21 protein-coding genes are annotated in these 22632 nt (G+C 67.5%); 5 read left to right on the forward strand and 16 right to left on the reverse strand.

Going from position 1 to position 22632, the window contains the following annotated elements; translation table 11 throughout:
• Positions 1 to 33: 33 nt before the first annotated feature.
• From BM397_RS17090 to BM397_RS17165, 16 genes are all read right to left on the reverse strand, one after another.
• Positions 34 to 1248 (reverse strand): D-amino acid dehydrogenase, encoded by a 1215-nt coding sequence (locus BM397_RS17090; protein WP_092427012.1) that lies wholly within the window; start codon positions 1246 to 1248, stop codon positions 34 to 36.
• Between the two features lie 10 nt (positions 1249 to 1258).
• Positions 1259 to 2038 (reverse strand): SDR family oxidoreductase, encoded by a 780-nt coding sequence (locus BM397_RS17095; RefSeq protein ID WP_092427016.1) that lies wholly within the window; start codon positions 2036 to 2038, stop codon positions 1259 to 1261.
• 24 nt (positions 2039 to 2062) lie between these two features.
• On the reverse strand, positions 2063 to 4351 hold the full coding sequence (locus BM397_RS17100; RefSeq protein ID WP_245696131.1) for a molybdopterin-dependent oxidoreductase: 2289 nt from the start codon (positions 4349 to 4351) through the stop codon (positions 2063 to 2065).
• Between the two features lie 4 nt (positions 4352 to 4355).
• Entirely contained in the window at positions 4356 to 5291 is a 936-nt protein-coding gene (locus BM397_RS17105; protein ID WP_092427019.1) for a dihydrodipicolinate synthase family protein, read from the reverse strand.
• A gap of 5 nt (positions 5292 to 5296) precedes the next feature.
• Complete coding sequence (locus tag BM397_RS17110; RefSeq protein ID WP_092427022.1) at positions 5297 to 6595, reverse strand: TRAP transporter large permease; 1299 nt, start codon at positions 6593 to 6595, stop codon at positions 5297 to 5299.
• Positions 6592 to 7074 (reverse strand): TRAP transporter small permease, encoded by a 483-nt coding sequence (locus tag BM397_RS17115; RefSeq protein WP_092427025.1) that lies wholly within the window; start codon positions 7072 to 7074, stop codon positions 6592 to 6594. Before BM397_RS17115 ends, BM397_RS17110 begins: the two co-directional genes overlap by 4 nt.
• 57 nt (positions 7075 to 7131) lie before the next feature.
• Positions 7132 to 8130: a TRAP transporter substrate-binding protein gene (locus tag BM397_RS17120; RefSeq protein ID WP_092427028.1), complete on the reverse strand. Its 999-nt coding sequence runs from the start codon at positions 8128 to 8130 to the stop codon at positions 7132 to 7134.
• Between the two features lie 94 nt (positions 8131 to 8224).
• Positions 8225 to 9142 (reverse strand): LysR substrate-binding domain-containing protein, encoded by a 918-nt coding sequence (locus tag BM397_RS17125; protein ID WP_176806727.1) that lies wholly within the window; start codon positions 9140 to 9142, stop codon positions 8225 to 8227.
• Positions 9143 to 9372: 230 nt separating this feature from the next.
• Entirely contained in the window at positions 9373 to 10824 is a 1452-nt protein-coding gene (gene xylB / locus BM397_RS17130) for a xylulokinase (RefSeq protein WP_092427034.1), read from the reverse strand.
• 24 nt (positions 10825 to 10848) lie between these two features.
• On the reverse strand, positions 10849 to 11547 hold the full coding sequence (locus BM397_RS17135; protein ID WP_092427037.1) for an HAD family hydrolase: 699 nt from the start codon (positions 11545 to 11547) through the stop codon (positions 10849 to 10851).
• Positions 11548 to 11594: 47 nt separating this feature from the next.
• Positions 11595 to 12656 (reverse strand): ABC transporter ATP-binding protein, encoded by a 1062-nt coding sequence (locus BM397_RS17140; protein ID WP_092427040.1) that lies wholly within the window; start codon positions 12654 to 12656, stop codon positions 11595 to 11597.
• Between the two features lie 12 nt (positions 12657 to 12668).
• A complete protein-coding gene (locus BM397_RS17145; protein WP_092427043.1) occupies positions 12669 to 13721 on the reverse strand; it encodes an NAD(P)-dependent alcohol dehydrogenase in 1053 nt (350 codons plus the stop codon).
• Between the two features lie 3 nt (positions 13722 to 13724).
• Positions 13725 to 13979, reverse strand: a complete 255-nt coding sequence (locus BM397_RS17150; protein WP_218124890.1) for a DUF2160 family membrane protein — start codon at positions 13977 to 13979, stop codon at positions 13725 to 13727.
• A 4-nt stretch (positions 13980 to 13983) separates the two neighbouring features.
• Positions 13984 to 14820, reverse strand: coding sequence for a carbohydrate ABC transporter permease (locus BM397_RS17155; protein WP_092427046.1), 837 nt, complete (start codon positions 14818 to 14820; stop codon positions 13984 to 13986).
• 3 nt (positions 14821 to 14823) lie between these two features.
• Positions 14824 to 15699 (reverse strand): carbohydrate ABC transporter permease, encoded by an 876-nt coding sequence (locus BM397_RS17160; protein WP_092427050.1) that lies wholly within the window; start codon positions 15697 to 15699, stop codon positions 14824 to 14826.
• A 110-nt stretch (positions 15700 to 15809) separates the two neighbouring features.
• Positions 15810 to 17246, reverse strand: a complete 1437-nt coding sequence (locus BM397_RS17165) for an extracellular solute-binding protein (protein ID WP_092427053.1) — start codon at positions 17244 to 17246, stop codon at positions 15810 to 15812.
• 212 nt (positions 17247 to 17458) lie between these two features.
• Between BM397_RS17165 and BM397_RS17170 the strand changes: the two genes are divergently transcribed.
• The 5 genes from BM397_RS17170 to BM397_RS17190 all read left to right on the forward strand — a co-directional run bounded on the left by BM397_RS17170 (position 17459) and on the right by BM397_RS17190 (position 22628).
• Positions 17459 to 18415: a sugar-binding transcriptional regulator gene (locus BM397_RS17170; RefSeq protein ID WP_092427056.1), complete on the forward strand. Its 957-nt coding sequence runs from the start codon at positions 17459 to 17461 to the stop codon at positions 18413 to 18415.
• 254 nt (positions 18416 to 18669) lie between these two features.
• The gene (locus BM397_RS17175) at positions 18670 to 19554 is read left to right on the forward strand and encodes a sugar phosphate isomerase/epimerase family protein (protein ID WP_092427058.1); all 885 of its coding nucleotides are present in this window, start codon (positions 18670 to 18672) and stop codon (positions 19552 to 19554) included.
• 1 nt (position 19555) lies between these two features.
• The gene (locus BM397_RS17180; RefSeq protein WP_092427475.1) at positions 19556 to 20530 is read left to right on the forward strand and encodes a tagatose kinase; all 975 of its coding nucleotides are present in this window, start codon (positions 19556 to 19558) and stop codon (positions 20528 to 20530) included.
• Positions 20527 to 21807: a class II D-tagatose-bisphosphate aldolase, non-catalytic subunit gene (locus tag BM397_RS17185; protein WP_092427061.1), complete on the forward strand. Its 1281-nt coding sequence runs from the start codon at positions 20527 to 20529 to the stop codon at positions 21805 to 21807. Before BM397_RS17180 ends, BM397_RS17185 begins: the two co-directional genes overlap by 4 nt.
• A 56-nt stretch (positions 21808 to 21863) precedes the next feature.
• Positions 21864 to 22628, forward strand: a complete 765-nt coding sequence (locus BM397_RS17190; protein ID WP_092427063.1) for an SDR family NAD(P)-dependent oxidoreductase — start codon at positions 21864 to 21866, stop codon at positions 22626 to 22628.
• Positions 22629 to 22632 lie beyond the last annotated feature (4 nt).

The following is a 22632-nucleotide window of genomic DNA, read 5'->3' on the forward strand; positions in this document are numbered from 1 at the left end:
CCCCGGCCTCTTTTTATATACCGGAACGCGCGGTCACTCCCCGTGACGGGCGACGAGATCTGCCAGCATCCGCCCGGTGCCTGCCGCCTGCGTCCAGCCGTTTGAGCCGTGACCGAGGTTCAGGAAGAGGTTCGGAAACGCCCGGCGCTGCACGAGGCTCGGCCCGGAGGGGGTCATTGGACGGAAGCCATGCCAGTACGTCGCCTCCTCGTATCGCGCCGCGCCGGGGAACAGATGTTCGACGCGCGCGCGCAGGCTGCGCAGCACCGGCTCGGGCATGGAGCGGTCGAACCCGGCCAGCTCGGCGACGCCCGCGGCGCGCAACCGGGTGCCGAGACGGGTGATCATCACCTTGGAGTGCTCGTCCATCACCGAAGAGCGTGGGGCGGCCTCCGAGTCGACGATCTCGGCGGTCATCGAGTAGCCCTTCACCGGGTAGATCGGCATGCGGATCCCGAGCGGCCGGAGCAGGTCAACCCAGGGCCCCGTCGCCATGACCACCGCATCGGTCTCGATCTCCTCGCCATCTGCGAGGCGCACCGCCTCGATCCGACCTGCACCCTTGCGGAAGCCCGCGACCCGCGCCCGGAAGCGGAACCGTCCGCCCGCCTGTTCGACCAGTCCGGCAAGCGCCTTGGTGAAGAGATGGCAATCGCCGGTCTCGTCGGTGGTCAGGCGCAGCCCGCCCGACAGCGGCACATCCGAGCGCGCCAGCCCGGGCTCCACTTCCAGCACCTCGCCTGGCGACAGCAAACGGTGCGGGATATCCATCTTTGCCAGCACCGAGGCTGCGCGACGGCCGCCAGCCGCCTCTTCCTCGGTCTGGAAGATTTGCAGCACCCCGCCCGTGCCGTGGTCGTAGGCGATGCCGGTTTCCTCGCGCAACTGCACGAGGCAGGCTTTCGAGAAATGCGCGGTACGCTGCATCTCTGCCTTGTTCTGCGCAAAGCGCGCGGCGGTGCAATTGGCGACGAAACGCGCCAACCACTGCCATTGCGACAGCGAGGCGCGGGGCCGGATCTTCAGCGGTGCCGAGGGCTTGAACATCCAACCCGCCGCCTTCAGCGGCACCCCCGGCGCGGCCCAGGGGCCGGCAAAGCCGGGGCAGACGCCACCGGCATTGCCGAAAGAGGTTTCCAGCGCCACGCCCTCGCGGGCCTCCAGCACGGTCACCTCGTGGCCGTCCTTCGTCAGGTACCAGGCCGAGGTGACGCCGACGACACCCCCGCCGATGACGACGATCTTCATGGTATCTCTCTCAGTAGGTGCCGGGATAGCTGCCGCCATCCACCAGCAGGTTCTGCCCGGTCACGAAGCCCGCATGCTGCGAGCAGAGGAAGGCAAAGTAGGCGCCGATCTCCTCGGGGCGGCCATAGCGCCCCGCCGGGTTGGATGCGGCGCGCGCGGCGCGGATTTCCTCGTAGCTCGGCCCGCCCGGCTCCAGCATGCCCTCGATGTGCTCGCGCTGCGCGTCGCTGTCGAAGATGCCGGGCAGCAGGTTGTTGATCGTCACGCCCTTGCCGATGGTCTGCCGCGACAGGCCGGCGGTGAAGCCTACGAGACCCGAGCGCGCCCCGTTCGACAGCCCGAGCTCGAGCTGCGGGATCTTCACGCTGCGCGAGACGATGTTGACCACGCGGCCCCAACCCCGGTCCATCATCCCGTCCACCAGCGCGCGCATCATCATGATCGGCGGCAGCATCATCAGGTCGACCGCGGCGATCCATTCGTCACGATCCCAGTCGCGGAAGTCGCCCGGGGCCATGCCACCGGCATTGTTGAGCAGGATGTCCGGCTCGGGACAGGCCTCGATGATCTTCGCGCGGCCTTCCTTCGTGGTGACGTCGGCGGCCACCCAGCTGACCTCGGCGCCGGTGGCGGCGCGGATCTCCGCGGCGGTCTTCTCGAGCTGCTCGGCATTGCGCGCGGCGATGGTCACCTTTGCGCCCTCGGCCGCCACCGCCATGGCGCAGGCCCGGCCCATGCCGCGGCTCGCACCGGTGAGAAGCGCCCGGCGCCCCGCGATCCCCAGGTCCATGAGTGTCTCCTTCGTAAGTGAAATTCAGTATGAGTGGTCGTGCGCATCGGGCTCGGGCGCAAGGCGCACGAGGGCAGAGAGCGCGGCGGTGGCCTGCGCGAGGCGCGAGGTCCGGCGGTCGGAGGTCAGCACGTTGGGGTTGCCGTTGCGCTCGGCACCGCCGGCGGCGTCCGGCTCGAACCACGCGCCGGTCGGCATCACCAGCACGCCGCGGCGCACGCCGGTATCGATCAGGGCAGTGGCCCGGCAGGCCCCGCGGGCATTCTCCAGCCGTACCACCTGACCTTCGCTGATCCCGTGGTCGGCGGCATCCGCCGGGTTGATCCGCACCGGCGCTGGCGCGCCGGACATGCCCGCAGAGGTTTGCCAGAGCTGCCCGTGCAACTGCCGTTCGGGCTGGTTGGTCACGAGGTGGAACTGCCCCTCCTTGGCCGCGCCGAGCCATTCGGTCGGCGCGTGAAAGACCGCGTGGCCGGGCTGGTCGTCGTAGCCGAAGCCGGCGATCCGCTCGGAATAGAGTTCGATCCGGCCCGACGCAGTCGGCAGCGGTTGCGCCTCCGGCGCGGCGCGGAACTCTGCGAGCATCACCTCGGGGCCATCGGGCGCAGGCACGCGCCAGATGCCTTGCTGCCGCAGTGCCTCGAAACTCGGCACCTCGATGCCCTCGGCCGCGCCCTTCGCCTCGGTGGCCTGCCACATGCGACGCAGCCAGCCCTCTTCGTCGAGCCCCTCGTCGTAGGCGGCCCGGCAGCCGAGCCGCTCCGCCAGCGCGGCGAAGATGTCGCGGTCGTTCCGGGCCTGCCCCTGCGGCGGCACGAGCGGTGCCATGTAGACCACGTGCGGATCGCGCGAGGTGCCGCCGATGTCCGCGCGCTCCGCCGAGGTGGTGGCAGGAAAGACGATGTCGGCGCGGCGCGCGGTGGCGGTCCACCAGGGCTCGTGCACGATCACCGTCTCGGCCCGGGCCCAGGCGGCCTCGACCTTGCCGAGATCCTGCGCGTGGTGGAACGGGTTGCCGCCGGCCCAGTAGATCATCCGCACATCCGGCAGGGTGATCTCGCGTCCGTCGAAGGGCAGCGTCTCGCCGGGATGCAGCAGGGCGTCGGCGAAGGCCGCGGCGGGGATCGCCATGCCGGCATTGGGCAGACCGGGGAAGGTGGGCACATAGCCGCGGCGGGCATTGGCCCCGACCGAGCCCATCGAGCCGTAGCCGAAGCTGAAACCGCCGCCCGGCAGGCCAATCTGCCCCAGCATTGCCGCGAGCGCGATCAGCGACCAGTAACTCTGTTCGCCATGCTCGGCCCGCTGCAGCGACCACGAAGCGGTCAGCATCACGCGGCCCTCGCGGATCCGCTGCCAGAGGCCGCGCAGCGTCTCGACCGGCACGCCCGCGAGCGCGGCGGCCCAGTCGAGCGTCTTGGCGGTGCCGTCGCTCTCGCCGGTGAGATAGGCGACCAGCTTTTCGTGGCCGGTGGTGTAGCGTGCGAGAAAGTCGTGGTCGGCGCGCCCCGACACCCAGGCCTCATGCGCCAGGGCCAGCATGATGGCGGTGTCCGAGCCTGGGCGGGGCTGGATCAGCGTCGCGTCGAGCCCCTCCGGCACGTCCTGCGCCAGCGGCGACAGCACGGTGAAATGGCAGCCGCGCGCCTGTGCCTGCGCCACCAGCTCCGGCAGCGGGTGATCCACCGCACCGCCCGAGGTGACGCGCCAGTTCTTGGGGTTGAGACCACCGAAGGCGACCACTGCGTCGGAGTGCTCGGCAATGCTCTGCCAGCTGGTCGAGGCATGCGAGACCGCCGCGGCGGAGCCGAGCACATGCGGCAGGATCACCGCCGCCGCGCCCCAGGAATAATTGCCCACCTGGTCGGTGAAGCCGCCCGCGGCGGCAAGGAAGCGGCGCACCTGGCTGCGGGCGTGGTGCAGCCGCCCCGCCGAGGACCAGCCGTAGGAGCCGCCGAGAATGGCGGTCGGGCCGTGCTTGCTCTGCATCCGGGCGATCTCGCCCGCCGCAAGATCGAGCGCCACGTCCCAGTCAACGGGCACCATCTCGTCTCGCCCGCGCAAGTCCGAGGGCGCCGGTCCGCCCTCGAGCCAGCCACGCCGGACGTGGGGCCGATCGATGCGCTCGGGCGAATGCACGAGCTCGGGCCAGGCGCCGACCATCGCCGGATCGGCGCCGCCCAGCGGGACGGCCCTGACGAGCCGCCCCTGTTTCACGTCGGCGCGGAAAGCGCCCCAGTGGCCGAGGCTGACCGGCGCCTGGTCGAGCGCGGAGTCCTGCGCCGCATCGGTCACCATCAGGTCCTCGGCCATGGGTTTACTCCGCCGCCAGCTTCGGTGCCGACAGGCCGTACTTCTCGGCCAGGCCGAGCTTGGCGAAGGCGTCGAGGCCCTTCTGCAGCACTTCGGGCTTGGCCGGCTGCAGCGGCGCGCGCAGCGGGCCCGACGGCAGGCCGACGGCGCGCATGAGCGTCTTCATCGAGACGGGGTTGATGGTCGAATAGGCGAAATGCAGCATCGGCAGGTTTTCCAGCCAGGCCTCACGGCAGGCGAAGGCGTCCTCGCCGGTCTGCCAGGGCTTGGAGATCACCGCCATCTCCTGCGGGATGATGTTGCCGGTCATGTTCGCCGTGCCGTGACCGCCGAGCGCCATGGTCGGGATCACCAGCCCGAGGTTGGGCGAGCAGCAGCACATGATCGACATGTCGGGCTTGGCCGCGCAGACCTGCGCCACCTGGCCGACGCGGGTGGTGCTTTCCTTCAGCACCACCATGTTGTCGTGCTTGGCCAGCTTCAGCAGGTTGTCCCAGTGCAGGTCGGTCTTCACCCGCGGCGGGTTGTTGTAGAAGCCCATGGCGATATCGGTGCTGTCGAGCACCTCCATGGCGTAATCGGTGATCGCGTCGTTGTCGGCGCAGATGTAGGCCGGAGCCGCCATGATCACGCCGTCCGCGCCGCTCTCCTTGGCGAAGCGCGTGTAGTCGATGGTGGTCGCCGTGTTGTTGCCGGTGACGCCGTAGTACATCAGCATCTTGCCCGGCTTCATCTTCGCCGTCTCGGCGATGATCATCTTCCGCTCCTCGGGCGAGAGCATCGAGACCTCGCCGGTCGAGCCCATGATGAGCACGGCCTCGGTGCCATTCTCGGCATGCCAGTTGAGCAGCGTGCGGAAGCCTTCGAGATCGACCGAGCCGTCGTTGTTCATCGGCGTGACGAGCGCGACGAAAGAGCCGGTGGGTTTGGTATGGGTCATGGGGTTCAACCTCCGTTGAAGAGTTCGGGAACGAGAAGCTTGGGCAGGCCAAGCACGATGTCGGGCACAAAGAACGAGAGGATCGCGACGAAGACCGTCAGCAGGCAGATCGGCGCGGCGGCGAGCATGCAGCGCCCGAGCGAGGCCCCGGCGATTTGCGAGGCGATCAGCAGGCAGATGCCGTAGGGCGGCGTGATCAGTCCCACCGACAGCACGATGGTCGACAGCACGCCCATGTGGATCGGATTCATCCCGGCGGTGTCGCCGAGCGCCTGGATGATCGGCAGGAAGATCAGCGTCGCCGAGATCGGGTTGAGCACCATGCCGACCAGCAGCAGGAAGCCGATCAGCATCAGGATGATCAGGAACGGCGTGTCGGTCACCCCGAGGATGAAATCCACGACGATCTGCGCCGCGCCGAGATAGGCGATGAGCCAGCCGAAGATGCCCGCCCCCGCCACGGTGAACATCGGGATGGCGAAATCCACCACCGCCTCGGCGAGCACCTTGGGCAGCGCCCGCAGCGGCACGTCGCGGTAGACCACCACCGACAGGAACAGTGCCCAGAGGACCGCCGCGATGGCGCCCTCGGTCGGCGTGAAGATGCCGCCAACGATGCCACCCAGAACGATCACCGGGATCATCAGCGGCGGTGCGCCACGCACCAGAATCCGGCCCATCGCCGGGAAGCCGGGGAAGGGGTTCGCCGGGTAGCCGTGGCGCACCGCGAGCACGTAGGTGTAGCCCATCATGAACAGGCCGACGAGCAGCCCGGGCACCACGCCGCCGACGAAGAGCGCCCCGATCGAGACGTTGCCGAAAGCACCATAGACGATGAGGATGATCGACGGCGGGATGATCACACCGAGCGTCGAAGAGGCGGCGGTCAGCGCCGCGGCGAAGGGCGCGGGATAGCCCGCCTGCTTCATCGCCGGGATCAGGATCGAGCCGACCGAGGCGGTGTCGGCGGCTGCCGAGCCCGAAAGGCTGGCAAAGACCATCGACACGAAGACGTTGACGTGGCCAAGCCCGCCGCGCACGTGGCCGACGGTCGCATCCGCGACCTCAAGCAGCCGCGTGGTGATGCTGCCGGCGTTCAGAAGCCGCCCGAGCAGCATGAAGAACGGCACGGCGAGCAGGGTGAAGCTGTCGATGCCGGCGAACATCTGGTTGACCACCGAGATCAGCGGCAGGCCCTCCATCTTGATGACCAGTGCCGAGGAGAGGATCAGCGCAAAGCCGATGTTCACCCGCAGCGCGATCAGCGCGAAGAAGGCGAGAAGAAGTGTGACGAGGGGGTTCATGTCCGGGCCTTCCCGAGCGGATCGCGCATCAGCGCGATCAGGTGTTCCACGAGAAAGACCGCCATCAGCACGCCGGAGACCGGCAGCGGCAGGTAGATCCAGAACCGCGATATGCCAAGCGACTGCACCTCGCCGGTGGCCCGCATGTTCGCGAGGGTCCAGCCGTGCACGCTCAGGATCCAGGCGACGATGAACCCGGCGATCAGCGTGACGATCTCGACCAGCAGGCGCACCCCGGGCCGGTGGGTCGGCAGCACGTCGACAAAGTAATGTGCGCCGGTCCGCAGGCCGAGCGCGGCGCCGACGAAGATCAGCCAGGTGAAGAGAAGAAGGGCGAGATCGCTGGTCCAGATCATCGGCGCGTCCAGCAGGTTGCGGGCGATGACCTGCAGGCCGACGGTGACGATCATGGCCGCGAAGGCGATCCAGGCGAAGAAGCGGATCACCGCTGCGAGCCCGTCGCACAGACGTTGCAACATGGGAGGTCTTTCAAAGTGGCTGCCTGCCCGAAACCGGACAGGCAGCCCTGGGACGGGTTACTGCTTGAGCAGCGCGTATTCGTCGGAGAGATCGAGCTCTTCGGCAAGCTCGACCTGCAGCGGCGCGAGCACTTCCATGAAGGCGGCCTTGTCCGGGCGGGTGACGGTGACGCCATGCTCGGACTGCAGGGTCTCGACCAGCGCGGCGTCATAGCCCTTGGCCTTCTCGACACCCAATGCGTTGGCCTTCTCCGCCGCCGCCTGCACGATCTGCTGCAGGTCCTCGGGCAGCTTGTTCCAGCTGACTTCCGAGATCGACGTGTGGTTCACCTGGATGGTGTGCTCGGTCAGCGCGAGGTTCGGCGCGACTTCGAAGAGTTTCGAGCCCGTGTAGCCCGGCAGCGAGCTTTCCATTGCCTCGGCAACGCCGGTCTGGATCGCGGCGTAAAGTTCGCCCCAGGCGACGGTCACCGGCAGCATGTCGAAGGCGGCCCAGGTCTTGGCGTCCATCGGCGACGGCGGGGTGCGCATCTTCAGACCCGCGAGGTCGGCCGGCGCGGTGACCGACACCTCCTTGGTGGACATGTTGCGGGTACCCGATCCGCCGAGCGCCAGAAGCTTCATGCCCACGCCGCGGTCCTGATAGACCTGTTCGAAGTGCGCGTGCACCGGGGTGCCGGGGCCGACCTTCTCCAGCGCCTCGTCCATGCTGCCGAAGAGATAGGGCATGGTGAAGATGCCGAACTCGGGGATCTGCTGCACCGCGTTCGAAGTGGTCGAGATCATGATGTCGATGGTGCCGAAGGCCATCTCGCCGATCACCGCCGGGTCCTGCCCCAGCTGACCGCTGTCGAAGATCTTCACCGCGACACGGCCGCCCGAGGCTTCCTCGATCTCGGTCTTCATGGCCTCGGCCATGTCGTTGTAGGGGTGCGGCGACTTTACCAGCGTGTGGATGCGCAGCGTGACCTCGGGGGCGGCGGTTGCAGCACCCGCGAAGGCCAAGGCCGCCAGTCCGGTGCCGAGCTTGAGAAGGGCGCGTCGAGAGATCGTCATGGTCGTTTCCCTGTCGTTAGGTCCGTTCGTGGTCTTTTGATCGTGACCCTTTCCCGAGGGAAGAGATAATTTCAAATACAAAAACCTGTTGGGATCATGCCGTTTTGTTATGGACCCTTACGCCGAAATGCGGCTGGCTCGCGATGGTTTCCTGCAGGACGTCGAAGAATGCCGTTGCAGCACGGGACATTGGCGGCCCGGCGGGCTTGAGAACCTGGTAGTCGAAGGGCACCGCCGGGACGAAGGGCACGACCCGCACCCTGTCACCGAAAATGCCCGGGGTGATGGGGTCCACCACCGCAATGCCTACATCGAGGGCAGCCATGGCGCAGGCCGAGTAGCTGGGCTGGGTCTCGGCGACAATCTTCGGGGCGACCCCCGCCTCCGAGAAGCAGCGCATCAGATAGGTATAGGTCAGCGTGCGGAAATTGAGCGCGACCATCGGCTCACCGTCGAGGTCCTCGGGGCGGATTTCCTCGCGCGCGGCCAGCGGGTGACTCGGCGACATCACGCAGACGCAATTGGTGCGGTAGGCCGCCAGCACCTCGACATCCTCGCGCCCCGGGTCGGTCTGCGCGATGCCGAGGTCGATTTGCCGCGAGGCGAGCAGATCGAGAATGCGCGGCGAAGTGTGCACGTCGTGGCTGATGTCGATGCCCTCGTGCTGAGTGACGATCCGCTTCAGCGTCCGCGGCAGCAGTTCGAAAGACACCATCGGCATCGAGGCGACCCGGCAGAAGGCCCGGTTGAGCGCCCGGATATCTTCGGCCACCTGTCCGAGCCGGTCGAGTCCGTAGAACATGCGCTCCACTTCCTGGAAGAACTCATAGGCCTCGCGCGTGGGCACCGCCTTGCCGCCGGGCCGGTGCAGCAGCGGGAAGCCGATGCTGCTTTCCAGGTCCGAAAGCAGGCGGCTCACCGCAGGCTGCGAGACGTTCATCGCGCGCGCCGCTGCGGTGATCGTGCCGTGGCGCATCACCATCCGGAAGGCGTTCAGTTGCTTCTGGTTCATCGGTCCCCGAGTGTCTCCGCGCCCTTGCCGCCGAACCTCGCGGGGCTGCGCGCCGCGCATCGGGCAGGCGCGGCGGCCCCGGGACGGTTCATTGGAATGTTCAGTCCGGTGACGGGGACCGATGGCCGGCTCCCGTCAAAGTCCGGACTTTGCGCCAATTGCGCCGGGGCGTCCATCCGCCGCGCGCACACGCATGGGCAGCCGACGCCGACGCGCCACGCTTCGGTCTGTCACTGGACGGCGCGGATCGGGGCGTAGGCGCTGCGGAAGCGCGCGTAGCCGGCGTCGAAGTCGGGCAGCAGCCCCGGATCCGGCGCAATCTCCTCGCGGATCGCGGGCGGGGTCATCACCTCTTCGGGCGTGCCGTCGCCCGCCGCAAGGATCGCCAGCCTTGCAGCCCCCAGCGCTGCACCGAACTCTCCGCCCTCCGGCAGTTCCAGCGTCGCATTGAGCGCCGTGGCAATCAGCTTGAGCCAGTAGCGCGACCCGGTGCCGCCGCCGATGGCGATCAGCCGGTCTAGCCGCAGGCCCGTCGCCTCCAGCGCGGCCTGGCTGTCGCGCAGGCCGAAGGCCACGCCCTCCAGCACCGCGCGGGTGAGATCGTCGCGCGAGTTCTCCGCCCCGAGCCCGGTGAAGCTGCCGCGGATCTCGGCGTCATTGTGCGGTGTGCGCTCGCCAGAAAGGTAGGGCAGGAAGCGCACCCGGCCCGGCGCGCGCAGCTCGTCCCCCAGCGGCGCGGTCAGATCGCGCGGCGCGGTGCCGGTGATGCGGGCGAGCCAGTTCAGGCTGTCGGTCGCCGAGAGCATCACCCCCATCTGGTACCAGCGCCCCGGCACCGCGTGGCAGAAGGTGTGCAGCGCGGTTTCCGGGGCGGGCCGGTAGCCGTCCCGCGCGGCAAGCAGCACGCCGGAGGTGCCGAGCGAGACGAAGCCCTGCCCCTCGTCCATCACGCCGATGCCGCAGGCCGCCGCCGCGTTGTCCCCGGCCCCGGCCGCCACCACCACCTGCGTCGAGACACCCCAGCGCGTTGCCAGCTCGGACTTCAGATGCGCGCCCGGCTGGCAGCCCTCCAGGAGGTCGGGCATCTGGTCGCGGCGCATCCCGCCCGCGGCCAAGAGCGTTTCGGACCAGTCGCGCGCGCCCGTGTCGAGCCAAGAGGTCCCGGCGCTGTCGGACATGTCGGCGAAACAGGCGCCGGTCAGGTAGTAATTCAGGTAGGCCGCGGGCAGCAGCACTTTGGCAATGCGGGCGAAGTTCTCCGGCTCGTGCTGCTGCACCCAGCCGAGCTTCGGCGCGGTGAAGCCCGGAAAGACGATGTTGCCCGAGATCTGCCGGAAGCCGTCGCGACCATCAAGCGCCGCCGCCTCGAGGTGGGAGCGCGTGTCGTTCCACAGGATGCAGGGCCGGATCACCTCGCCCGCGGCGTCGAGCAGGGTCGCGCCGTGCATGTGCCCCGCGACACCGATGCCGCGCAGCCCGGCGAACTCCGGATGCGCCGCGCGCAGCTCGGCGATGGCGCCTTCGAGCGCGGCGATCCAGTCCTTCGGATCCTGCTCGGACCAGCCCGAGTGCGGATGCTCGGCCTCGTAGGAGCCTTCGGCCGCGCCAAGCGGCGCGCCCTTCCCGTCCACCAGCAGCGCGCGCAGCCCCGACGTTCCCAGATCGATACCCAGATAGGCCATCACCCCTCCCTCCCGGCGGCCGGATCAGCGCGCCGCGCGCCGATCACCCCGGATCGCCGCGTACATTCGTGACATGTCGGCGAGCACCTCCTCCGCGCCCGCCCGCTCCAGGATATCTGCGTGGGCGGCGCGGCGCCCGTCAAGGTGCGAGCCGCCGGTGAAGCCGATGGCGCGCATTCCCGCCGCCCGCGCCGCCGCCACGCCGTGCGGGGAGTCCTCGATGACCACGCACTCTTCAGGGGGCACGCCGAGCTCCCGCGCTGCCAGCAGGAAAAGGTCCGGCGCCGGTTTGCCCCGCGCCACCTGATCGGCGCTGAAGCCGCGCCCCTCGAAATAGGGCGCCAGCCCCGAGATGCGCAGCGTCGTCGCGAGCCGCAGCAGCGAGCCGCCGGTGCCGATGGCCATCGGCAGCCCCGCCTCGACCAGTTGATCGAGCAGCTCCGGCACCCCCGGGATACGTTCGAGCCCGGCCTCGTAGCGCGCGAAGAGCCGGCGTTCGAATTTCTCGGCGAAATCCGGCGGGCAGGCAGAGCCCGAACGATTGGCCACATGATCGAGGATCACCGAGAGCGACACGCCCAGAAAGCGCGCGCCGATTTCCTCGGGGGTGGCGTCCTCGATCCCCAGCGCGCGCATCTCGGCGGCGATGGCCGCCAGAGAATGCGGTTCGCTGTCCACCAGGCAGCCGTCGAGATCGAAGATGACGGCATGGGTCTGGGTCATGGGACCTATCCTTCTGCTCTTGCCTCGCGGGTCGCATCGCTCCGGCGTCAGATGCGCTGCTCGCTCTCGCGGTCGAAGAGGTGCACCAGCGCGGGGTCGATGATGAAACCGACCTCGGTGCCGGGGCGCGCGGCGATGCGGTCCTTCACAACCGCGTCGATGAGATCGCTGCCCGCCTTGGCAAAGACCTGCGTTTCGGAGCCGGTCGGCTCGACCACCACCACGCGCACCGGGATGCCACCCGCGCCGATGCCGATGTGCTCGGGGCGGATGCCGTAGGTCACCCCCTGCCCCTCGCGCGCGGCAGTCGGCGGCAACGGCAGCTCCAGCCCGCCGTCCGAGATGAAGCGCTTCTCGCCGCCGCGGGTGGCGACCGCGCCGTGCAGGAAGTTCATCGACGGAGAGCCGATGAAGCCCGCGACGAAGACGTTCTGCGGGTTGTCGTAGAGATCGAGCGGCGCGCCGATCTGCTCGACCCTGCCGTCGCGCATGACGACGATCTTGTCGGCCATGGTCATCGCCTCGATCTGGTCGTGGGTGACGTAGACGATGGTGGTCTTCAGCCGCTGGTGCAGCTCCTTGATCTCGACCCGCATGGTAACCCGCAGCTTGGCGTCGAGGTTCGAGAGCGGCTCGTCGAAGAGGAACACCTGCGGGTCGCGCACGATGGCCCGGCCCATGGCAACGCGCTGGCGCTGGCCGCCCGAGAGCTGCTTGGGATAACGGTCTAAGTAGCGGTCGAGATCGAGGATCGCCGCCGCGCGGCCCACCTTGTCGTCGATCTCGGCCTGCGGGCGCTTGGCCATCTTCAGCGGGAAGCCCATGTTCTCGCCCACGGTCTTGTGCGGGTAGAGCGCGTAGCTCTGGAACACCATGGCGATGTCGCGCTCCTTGGGGGGCACGTCGTTGACCACGCGCCCGCCGATCGAGACGGTGCCGCCGCTGATCTGCTCGAGGCCCGCGAGCATCCGCAGCAATGTGGACTTGCCGCAGCCCGAGGGGCCGACGAGCACGACGAACTCGCCATCCTCGATGTCGACGCTGACGCCGTGCATGACCTGAAGCGCCCCGTAGCGCTTGATCACGTTGTCGATCTTTACCTCTGCCAATGGCCTGCCCCCCTACTGCGGCAATTCGATCTGCATCTTCACGTCGGCCGGCGGCGCGGATGCGGCGATCTCGAAGGCGCGGACGCTCTCGTCGAAATCGAAGGTTCTGGTGATCAGCGGCTTCACGTCGATGGCCCCCGAAGCGAGCATCGCGACGCAGCGCGGAAAGACATGGGCGTAGCGGAAGATGTTCTCGACCCGCGCCTCGCGCACCATCGCGGCGCCGGCGTCATACTGTATGGGGTCGGGCTGGCCGCCGATCATCACGACGCAACCGCCCGGGGCCAGCGCCTCGAAGACACCCGCGGCCGCCTTCGGCGAGCCCGTGGCCTCGAAGACGATGTCCGCGCCCCAGCCCTCGGTCTCGGCGTAGACCTTTTCCGCCAAGTTCTCCTTCCCCGCGTGCACCGGCACGATGGCGCGGCTGAGCGACGCGGCAATCTCGAGCTTCTTCTCGGCCAGATCGGTGACATAGACCCGCGCGCAGCCGGCAGCGAGCGCCGAGAGTGCCGTCACCAGCCCGATCGGTCCGGCCCCCAGCACCACGGCGATGTCGCCCGGGCGCACCCGCGCCTTGGTCGCGGCGTGCACGCCAACGGCGAGCGGCTCGACCATGGCGGCCTCGGCGAAGCTGACGTTGTCGGGCAACAGAAAGGTGAAATCGGCGGGGTGCACGCAGGTCGGGCGCAGGATGCCATGCACCGGCGGCGTCGCCCAGAAGCGCACGGCGGGATCGACGTTGTACATGCCGAGCCGGGTGGCCTTCGAATTGGGATCGGGGATGCCCGGCTCCATGCAGACCCGGTCCCCGACCTTCAGGTGCTGCACCTCGCCGCCGGTCTCGATCACGGTGCCCGAGGCCTCGTGGCCGAGGATCATCGGCGCCTTGACCTCGAACTGGCCGATCTTGCCGTGGGTGTAGTAATGCACGTCCGAGCCGCAGATACCGACGGTATGCAGCTTGATCCGCACGTCGCGCGGGCCGAGCGCCGCTTCCTCGCGGTCGATCTCGGGGACGTCGCGCAGCGACAGCTCGTCTTTGCGTTCGAGAACGAGAGACTTCATGGTCTAGCCTTTCGTGATGATGAGCACGGCCAGCGCGAGCGCGATGGCGTTGGAAATCCAGATCGACGGGCCGAACGGCTCGATGAAGCGGAACCAGATCAGCGAGAGCGCGACCCAGATCACCACCGAGATGAACAGCCGGTCGAACCAGTTTGTCTGGATCGGCAGGAAGCCGGTCTTGGTCTCTTCGGGCGGCGCGTCGGCCTCGTGCAGGTTCAGTTTCTCGTCCATGTCGCCCAGTTCTTCGAGATCGGTCATCTGCTCATCCCTTCACGGCGCCGAATGTGAGACCCGCGACGATGTGTTTCTGCACCATGCCGAAGACGATCAGCGCCGGGATCAGGGTGAAGACCGAGATCGCCGCCATGATCCCCCATTCGGTGCCGGTGGTGGTGACATATTCCGACAGGCCGGTGGTCAGCGTGCGGGCGTTGAAGTTGGTCAGCGTGGCGGCCAGCAGGTACTCGTTCCAGGCGAAGACCCAGGTCAGGATCAGCGTCACCGCGAGGCCGGGCCGGGCGAGCGGGAAGACCACCTCGGTGATCACCTTCCAGGCGCTGGCGCCGTCGACGTAGGCGGCCTCGTCCAGCTCCTTGGGGATGCCGTCCACCGTCGGGCGCAGGGTCCAGATGGCGAAGGGCAGGTTGAAGGTGCAATAGACCAGGATCATGCCGATCCGCGTGTCGAGCAGGGTGAAATCTCCGACCTTGTAGACCTGCGTCATCAGCAGGAAGAGCGGCAGCAGGAACACCGCGGGCGGGGCCATGCGGTTGGTGATGGTCCAGAAGAAGATGCTCTCCTTGCCACCCATGTCGAAACGCGACAGCGCGTAGCAGGCCAGGAACCCCAGCGTCGTGCAGAGCAGCGCGTTGCCCGAGGAAATCACCAGCGAGTTGACCATGTAGCCCCGCAGCGTGCGGTCGTTGAGCACATCGATGTAGTTCTGCCAGTAGAAGCTTTTCAGCAGGATGTCGGGGGTCGAGAAGAGATCCACCGCCGGCTTCACCGAGATGACGAAGAGCCAGTAGATCGGGAAGAGCGTCAGGAAGCTGATCAGGATCCAGAACAGCACGTAGAGCCAGGGGCGGTTCTTGCGCATGGGTCAGCCCTTCTTGTTGCGGGGGGCGATGAGGAAGACGTAGAGCAGCCAGCACACCACGATCGTGAGATAGAGGACGATGACCGAGATCGCCGAGCCGTAGCCGTAGTTCGTTCTCGGGAAGACCTCCTTGAAGATGTGCACGCCGACGTAGCGGGTGGCCGAGCCCGGCCCGCCGCCGGTCAGCATCAGCACCTCGTCGACGGTGCGCAGCGCGTCCATCAGGCGGATGAAGACCGTGGCGAGGATCGCCGGGCGGATCATCGGCAGGGTGATGTGCCAGAAGATCTGCCGCTTGCCCGCGCCGTCGATCTGCGCCTGCTCGAAGGGATCGGGCGGCAGCGAGACCAATGCTGCGATCAGCGTCAGCGTGACCAGCGGCGTCCAGTGCCAAATGTCCATGACCACGGTGGTGATGAAAGCCGCGATGGCGCTCTGGCCGATGTTGAGATTGTAGCCGAACCAGCTGTCGAGCAGGTTCGGAATGATGCCGATCGATGGCGTCGTCATCAGCTTCCAAATCGAGCCGACGATGATCGGCGCCATGATCAGCGGCAAGGTGTGGATGGTGCGGAAGATTGCCTTTCCGGGAAAGTCCTTCATGAAGGCCTGCGCCAGAAGATACCCGAGGATCAGCTCCGAGATCACCGCGAAGAAGACGAAGGCGGCGGTCACCCCCAGCGAGGCGAGGAACTGCGCGTCGAAGACCACGCGGCGGTAATTCTCTGCCCAGTTGAACACCATGTCGGGATTGACCGCGAAGGGGTTCCACTGGTGGAACGAGACATAGACGACATAGATGAAGGGCAGCACGCCGAAGAAGAACAGCACCAGCAGCGTCGGTGCCAGCAGCAGCCATCCCAGTTTGTTGGAGTGCATCGGGGTGATCCTTTCGGTGCTGGGCGCGGGCCGGCCCTGCCCGGGCGCAACGCGCCGCCGGGGAGGGGCGGGCCGCCCGAAGGCGGCCCTCCTGCAAAGCCTCTACGGCCTTACTGGCGGTAGCCGAGGTCGGTCAGTTCCTGCTCGGTCTTCTCGGCCATCTGGTCGAGCCCGCTGTCCGGATCGATATTGCCGGTCAGGATGTCGTAGAAGATCGGCGCGACCGCCTCGCGCAGCTGCGCGTGGAATGGATAGGGCGGCGCCCCGGCAAAGAGCTTCCCGTCTTCGCGCAGCATGTCGTAGTAGCCGCCCAGCTCGTCGTTCATCTCCTGCACGCCGGCATCGTCGTAGGTGGCGGTATGGGTGATGCGCGGAGCTGCGACGGCCCAGCCCGGCTGCACGGATTCCTGGCCGATGTACTGCAGGAAGAGCAGCGCGGCGTCCTGGTTCTTCGAGGTGACGGGCAGGCCGAAGGCACCGCCGTCGTAGTAGCCGATGTAGCCCGCGCCGGACTCCGCATCGGCCATCACCCCGTCTTCCATCGGCGGCAGCGCCACGCCGACATTGCCCACCACCCGCGACTTGCTGTCGTCCGAGGCGATCCAGGCGGCATTCTCGCCGTAGACCAAGCCCTGCGCGGCGCGTCCGGCAGCGAAGGTCGTGGCGACCTCGGTCCAGGTCGACTGCACCGACTCCGGCGGCGCGATGTCACGCATGTGCAGCCACCACTTCAGCGCCGCCTTGGCCTCGTCCGAATTCATCGTGCCGCCGTTCTCGACCGTGGCGGCATAGTTGTTGTCAGGGTCGATCCCCCAGCCATAGACGCCGAAGGTCGGCGCGACGGTCTCGACGTATTCGTACCAGGACGCCGGATGCCCGGTGTGCGCCTGCGCCGTCGTGCCCCAGAGATCCATGTCATGATCTTCGCCCCACTTGGTGAAGAACTCGGCGATCTGGGTGTACTCCTCGTGGGTGGTGGCGGGCTTCAGTTCGTTGCCCGTCGCCTCCTTGTAGGCGGCCTGCACCTCCGGGTCGTTGAATAGATCCGTGCGGTAGAGGTAGATCTTGATGAAGGCTTCCATCGGGATGCCGTAAAGATCGCCGTTTTCGCCCCGGAAGTAGTCGGCGAAGGTGGTGAAGGCGGCCTCGTCGAAGCCCGGCGCCTTCAGGTCGGGATTGTCGGCGAGCGTCTGGGTTACATCGACGAGGAAATCCCGCGCCAGATAGGCGTAGACGATGTCCTGCTCGATATAGACCATGTCATAGATGCCGGTGCCGGCCTCCATGTCCTTGATCGCCTTGTCGTACATCTGGTCCCAGGAGGTGGTTTCGATCTCCACCCGAATGCCGGTCTTTTCCTCGAATTCAGGGGCCAGCACGTCGCTGATGTAATTGGACGGCGGTGTCGCCTCGGTCACCCCGCGCAGCGTCACCCCCTGGAATTTCTCGCCGGCCTTGGCCCAGAAGTCGTCGTCCTGGGCGAATGCGCTGCCGGCGGCAATGGACAGGGCCAGCGTCGAAACGCCCAGCCTGAATGCAAAGCTCATGATCTTCCTCCCTAAAATATCGGTTCGGCGCCGTCCTTCCGCAGCAATCGCGGTTCCTCTCGCAGCGCCTCTCCCTGCGTCACCTTTACAAATGTATCTCGATCCATTCAAGTGAAATATGCATCTGTAATTTTGGCTTAACATATGTAATATCTGGCGCACCCCGCAGGCTTGCTGCTAGTCTTGATCCCCGGGGATGATGGGAACTACCGATGCTCAAAGAAAAAGAAGACGAGGCGATCTCGTTCGTCAGCGAGGTGTGCTGGCATTATTACGTCAACGGCATGACGCAGGCCGAGATCGGCAAATCTCTGGGGGTCACCCGGCTGCGGGTCAACCAGGCGATCCAGAAGGCCAAGGCGCTCGGCATGGTGAAAGTGCAGATCGAGTCGCCCTTCCTGCCGCGGGTCGAGATGCAGAATGCGCTGCGCGAGACGCTGGGGCTCGAACAGGTGCTGATCGCCCCGGCCAACCGCGACAATTACGACTTTCACACGCCGGTCGGGGCGGCGCTCGCCTCCTTCCTGTCGCGGCACCTGGAAACCGCCGGCTGGCGCCGGATCGGCGTCTCCTGGGGCATGACGCTGCAATGCGCCATCGCCCACATGGCGCGGCAGGAGTGTCCGGACCTCGAGATCATCTCGATGATCGGCGGCACCACCAAGGGCGCGGTCTTCAACTCCTTCGGCATCGCCTCGGGCTTCGCCGAACGGCTGGGGGCGAGCTACTCGCTTCTGGCAGCGCCGATCTTCCTGTCGGAGGGTATCGACCGCGAGGCCTTCCTCGGGCAGGAGATCTTCCGCGAGCACCTTGGCAAGTTCGGGACCCTCGACGCCGCCATTCTCACCGCCAGCGACATCTCGGCGCGATCCTATCTCGTCTCCTCCGGCCTGCCCTCGCAGGCCCATGCCGAACAGCTGGTCGAGCTTGGCGCGATCGGCGACGTGGTCGGGCGATTCCTTGATGCAGAAGGCCGGAACGTGTCGAATGACCTCGACGACCGAACCATCGGAATCACGCTCGAGACGCTGGCGGCGATCCCCGAGAAAATCCTCGTCGCTGCCGGTCCGCATAAGGTGAACGTGATCCGCGCCGCGGCGAAACGCGGATTGATGAGCATGCTCGTTACCGACGACGTGACTGCCGAGCTGCTGCTCAGGGACGCCTGAAAATTCTGATAATGCGTGACTTTATTAACCCCCCGGCACCGCCACGGCGCCGGGGTTTCGCGCTCTATACGGCCTGACACTAGACCTCGATCAAAAATCTGCCGCGCGTAAAAAATCCATTTGTAAGTTCCTCCATGCACTTGTAACGTTCGCGGAGATCGGGGCCGTTGCCGCCCCCGACCGCGCCGGATGATCTTCCGGCGCGCTGTCCGGTTGGGAGGCCGGCGCGGCACAAAGCACAAGGGAGGAGCTGCATGGGCAAGCTGGGGATTCACTCGTTCGTCTGGACGGGCGGACAGACGCAGGGCGATCTGGAGATGGCGCTCGAGAAAACCGCCGAGCATGGCTACCGCACCATCGAGTTTGCCTACCTGCGTCCCGAACTCTTCGATCTCGACCGGCTGGCCCGCAAGGCGCAGTCGCTCGACGTCGAGATCGGCGTGACCATGGGGTTGCCCGCCGCAAAGGACGTCTCCAGCGAGGACCCCGAGCGCGTCGCCGCAGGCAAGGCGATGCTGCGCGACGCGGTGCAGGCAGTGCGCGACATCGGTGGCAACAAGCTCGGCGGCATCCTCTTCTCGGCGCATATGAAATACGACCGGCAGCCTTCGGAGGATGGTTGGAAGAACAGCGTCGAGGCGATTGCCGAGACCGCCGAGAGCGCGCAGGAGGCTGGGGTCGATCTGGTGCTCGAAGTGGTCAACCGGTTCGAGACGAACCTGCTCAACACCACCGCGCAGGGGCTGAAATTCATCGAGGCCACCGGCTCGGACCACGTAAGGCTGCACCTCGATACCTTCCACATGAACATCGAGGAGGCCAATCCCGCCGCCGCCATCCGGCTGGCCGGGGACAAGGTTGGCTATTTCCACATCGGCGAAAGCAACCGCGGCTACCTCGGTGATGGCACCGTCGATTTCGGTCTGATCTTCGACGCGCTGCTCGACATCGACTATCAACGCGACATCGTCTTCGAGAGTTTTTCCAGCGCAGTGGTCGATGAGGGGCTCTCGCGCGCCTGCGGCATCTGGCGCGACACATGGACCGACAGCGACCCGCTCGCCGCGCACGCCAAGGGCTTCATCGAGCGCGGCATGGAGGAGGCCCGCCGCCGCCGCGCCACCAATGCCCGGGCCTGAGATGCGCTTCCCCGCCCCGGACAGCCTCGGCCCCACGGTCTGCGTCGGCGAGATCCTCGTCGAGATCGTCGCGACCACGCCGGGCGCGGGGTTTCTCGAGGCGCAGCCGCTGGTCGGCCCCTTCGCCAGCGGCGCACCCGCGATCTTCATCTCGCAATGCGGCCGCCTCGGCGGCAGCGCCGCGCTGGTGGGCTGCGTCGGCGCGGACGACTTCGGCCAGCTGAACCTCGCACGGCTGGCCAGCGATGGTGTCGACACGGGCACGATCCGTGTCGATCCGGACTACCCAACCGGCAGCGCCTTCGTGCGCTACCGCCCGGACGGTCAGCGCGATTTCGTCTTCAACCTCGCCACATCCGCCGCCGCCCGCTTCGGCTGGGATGATGCGACCGACGCCCTGCTCGCGCGCGCCGGGCATCTGCACGTGATGGGCACCGCGCTCGCCATGGCCAGCGCCTGGGAGGTGATCGATCGCGCCCTGCCGCTGGTCAAGGCGCGCGGGGGCAGCGTCTCCTTCGATCCGAACCTGCGCAAGGAGCTGCTGCACGACCCCGAGATTCTGCCGCGCTTCTCGCGGATGGTGGCGCAATGCGACCTGCTGCTGCCGTCCGGGGACGAGCTGCGGATGGCGGCGGGCACGGACAACGACGAGACGGCACTGACCACGCTCTTCGAGCTCGGGGTCGCCGAGATCGCCCTCAAGCAGGGCGCGGCGGGCGCGACCGTCTGCGTGGCGGGGTCCGAGCCGGTCCACGCCCCCGCCTTTCGCGTCCAGGAGCTGGACCCGACCGGCGCCGGGGACTGTTTCGGCGGCGCCTATGTCACCTGCCGCCGGCTCGGCATGGAGATCGCCGAGGCGCTGACCTACGCCTGCGCCGCCGGGGCGCGCAATGTGACGGTCCGCGGGCCGATGGAAGGCGCCGGAACTCGCGCCGAGCTCGACGCCTTCATCGCAGCGACGGAGCGGCGAAAGTGACCCGGCTGGCGCTCACCGATCTTGCGGCGGCGCGCGGGCGGCGAGGGCTGACCTCGGTCTGCTCGGCGCATCCGCTGGTGCTTCGCGCCGCGCTGCGGCTCGGGCGGCAGACCGGCGAGACGGTGCTGATCGAGGCCACCTGCAACCAGGTCAACCATCGAGGCGGCTACACCGGCATGACGCCCGCGGATTTCGCCGCGCTGGTGCGGCGTCTGGCGGCGCAGGAAGGACTGCCCGAGGCGCAGCTTCTGCTCGGCGGCGATCACCTCGGCCCCAATCCGTGGCGCGACCGGCCCGCCGAGGAGGCGCTCTCCGAGGCCGAGGCGATGGTCGCGGCCTATGTCGCGGCCGGCTTTCGCAAGATTCATCTCGACGCCTCGATGGGCTGTGCCGGCGAGTTGGGGGCGCTCGACGACGCGACCACGGCGCGCCGCGCCGCGCGGCTGGCGACCGTGGCCGAGCGGACCGCGCGAGACAGCGGCCTGCCCGCGCCGCACTATGTCCTGGGCACCGAGGTGCCGCCGCCGGGCGGCGCCGACCACCTGCTCGACACCGTCGAGCCGACCGCGCCCGGGGCCGCCCGGCGGACCATAGAGGTGCACCGCGAGGTCTTCGCCGAGGCCGGACTGCAGGAGGCTTTCGCCCGCGCGATCGCACTGGTCGTTCAGCCGGGCGTGGAATTCGGCAACCGCAATGTCATCCACTACGATCCGGGTCGGGCAGAGGCACTCAACGCGTTGCTGCGCGAGGAACCGCGCTTCGTCTTCGAGGCGCATTCCACCGACTATCAGGGGGCCGCGCCGCTCGCCGCGCTGGTGCGCGGCGGCTACGCCATCCTGAAGGTCGGCCCCGAGGTCACCTTTGCCCTGCGCGAGACGCTCTACGCGCTCGACCTCATCGCCTCGGACCTTCTGCCCGGCTACGGCGAGCGCCCGCTGATGATGGCCATGGAGCGCGAGATGCTCGACGCCCCCGACAATTGGCTCCGCCACTATGGCACGGGCACCGACGCACATCTGCTGCGGCATTACTCTCTGTCGGACCGGATCCGCTACTACTGGCCCGCGCCCGGCGCACAGCGGGCCGTGGACCGGCTGCTCATGGCGCTCTCCGGCCAGCGCCTGCCAATGCCGCTACTGCGTCAGCACCTGCCCGCCGCCCTGCCCCTCGCCGATCAGCCGCTCGACCCCGAGGCGCTGCTCATCACCCGCGTCATGGACGCGCTGCACCCCTATTCCGCCGCCTGCCTGCAGGACGGCACCCCCACACCGGCCTGAATTTCACGGCCTGAATCTTACCGGCCTGACGCCGGACCCAAGACGGAGGAAATCCCATGTCCCTCGACCAGTTCCGCCTCGACGGCAAGACCGCGCTGATCACCGGCGGCAACCGCGGCATCGGCCTCGCAATCGCGCGGCTCTTCGGCGAGGCGGGCGCGCGCTGCCTGCTCACCAGCCGCAGCGAGACACCCGAGCTGACCGCCCTGCTGGAGACGCATCCGGACCGCTACCGCTGGGTGCAGGAGGATGTCACCGATCCCGAGGCGGGCGTGCGGCTGGTCAAGGCCACCCTCGACGCCTTCGGAACGCTCGACGTGCTGGTCAACAATGCCGGGGTCGCGGCCAACGGCAACTTCCACGAGTTCGACGACACGCAGCTTGATTACATCATGGGCACCAACCTCATCGCGCCCTTCCGCATCGCCCGCGCCGCCGTCGCGCAGATGCTGGCGCAGGGTGGCGGCACGGTGGTCAACGTCGGCTCAATCTCGGGCTATGTCGCCAACAAGCCGCAGCTGCAGGTCGCCTATAATTCATCCAAGGCAGCGATCCACCAGATGACCAAGACCATGGCCTTCGAATACGCCGGTCGCGGCATCCGGGTGAACGCCATCGCGCCGGGCTACGTGATCTCGGACATGACCAAGGGCGGCATCGCCAACGCCGAGTGGAACCGCGTCTGGACCGAGAACACCCCCATGGGCCGCTTCGCCGAGCCCGAGGAGATGGCCAATTGCGCGCTGTTCCTCGCGTCCCCGGCGTCGAGCTACGTGACCGGGGAAATCCTCGTCGCGGACGGCGGCTACACCACGCATTGATCAT

This window comes from Alloyangia pacifica (assembly GCF_900116195.1).
In the GTDB taxonomy this organism is placed as follows: domain Bacteria; phylum Pseudomonadota; class Alphaproteobacteria; order Rhodobacterales; family Rhodobacteraceae; genus Salipiger; species Salipiger pacificus.

What these genes read in the sequence shown, in the direction of transcription:
- BM397_RS17090 (WP_092427012.1), bottom strand. Translation starts at nt 1,248, where the DNA reads ATGAAGATCGTCGTCATCGGCGGGGGTGTCGTCGGCGTCACCTCGGCC.
- BM397_RS17095 (WP_092427016.1), bottom strand. Translation starts at nt 2,038, where the DNA reads ATGGACCTGGGGATCGCGGGGCGCCGGGCGCTTCTCACCGGTGCGAGC.
- BM397_RS17100 (WP_245696131.1), bottom strand. Translation starts at nt 4,351, where the DNA reads ATGGCCGAGGACCTGATGGTGACCGATGCGGCGCAGGACTCCGCGCTC.
- BM397_RS17105 (WP_092427019.1), bottom strand. Translation starts at nt 5,291, where the DNA reads ATGACCCATACCAAACCCACCGGCTCTTTCGTCGCGCTCGTCACGCCG.
- BM397_RS17110 (WP_092427022.1), bottom strand. Translation starts at nt 6,595, where the DNA reads ATGAACCCCCTCGTCACACTTCTTCTCGCCTTCTTCGCGCTGATCGCG.
- BM397_RS17115 (WP_092427025.1), bottom strand. Translation starts at nt 7,074, where the DNA reads ATGTTGCAACGTCTGTGCGACGGGCTCGCAGCGGTGATCCGCTTCTTC.
- BM397_RS17120 (WP_092427028.1), bottom strand. Translation starts at nt 8,130, where the DNA reads ATGACGATCTCTCGACGCGCCCTTCTCAAGCTCGGCACCGGACTGGCG.
- BM397_RS17125 (WP_176806727.1), bottom strand. Translation starts at nt 9,142, where the DNA reads ATGAACCAGAAGCAACTGAACGCCTTCCGGATGGTGATGCGCCACGGC.
- xylB (WP_092427034.1), bottom strand. Translation starts at nt 10,824, where the DNA reads ATGGCCTATCTGGGTATCGATCTGGGAACGTCGGGGCTGCGCGCGCTG.
- BM397_RS17135 (WP_092427037.1), bottom strand. Translation starts at nt 11,547, where the DNA reads ATGACCCAGACCCATGCCGTCATCTTCGATCTCGACGGCTGCCTGGTG.
- BM397_RS17145 (WP_092427043.1), bottom strand. Translation starts at nt 13,721, where the DNA reads ATGAAGTCTCTCGTTCTCGAACGCAAAGACGAGCTGTCGCTGCGCGAC.
- BM397_RS17150 (WP_218124890.1), bottom strand. Translation starts at nt 13,979, where the DNA reads ATGACCGATCTCGAAGAACTGGGCGACATGGACGAGAAACTGAACCTG.
- BM397_RS17155 (WP_092427046.1), bottom strand. Translation starts at nt 14,820, where the DNA reads ATGCGCAAGAACCGCCCCTGGCTCTACGTGCTGTTCTGGATCCTGATC.
- BM397_RS17160 (WP_092427050.1), bottom strand. Translation starts at nt 15,699, where the DNA reads ATGCACTCCAACAAACTGGGATGGCTGCTGCTGGCACCGACGCTGCTG.
- BM397_RS17165 (WP_092427053.1), bottom strand. Translation starts at nt 17,246, where the DNA reads ATGAGCTTTGCATTCAGGCTGGGCGTTTCGACGCTGGCCCTGTCCATT.
- BM397_RS17170 (WP_092427056.1), top strand. Translation starts at nt 17,459, where the DNA reads ATGCTCAAAGAAAAAGAAGACGAGGCGATCTCGTTCGTCAGCGAGGTG.
- BM397_RS17175 (WP_092427058.1), top strand. Translation starts at nt 18,670, where the DNA reads ATGGGCAAGCTGGGGATTCACTCGTTCGTCTGGACGGGCGGACAGACG.
- BM397_RS17180 (WP_092427475.1), top strand. Translation starts at nt 19,556, where the DNA reads ATGCGCTTCCCCGCCCCGGACAGCCTCGGCCCCACGGTCTGCGTCGGC.
- BM397_RS17190 (WP_092427063.1), top strand. Translation starts at nt 21,864, where the DNA reads ATGTCCCTCGACCAGTTCCGCCTCGACGGCAAGACCGCGCTGATCACC.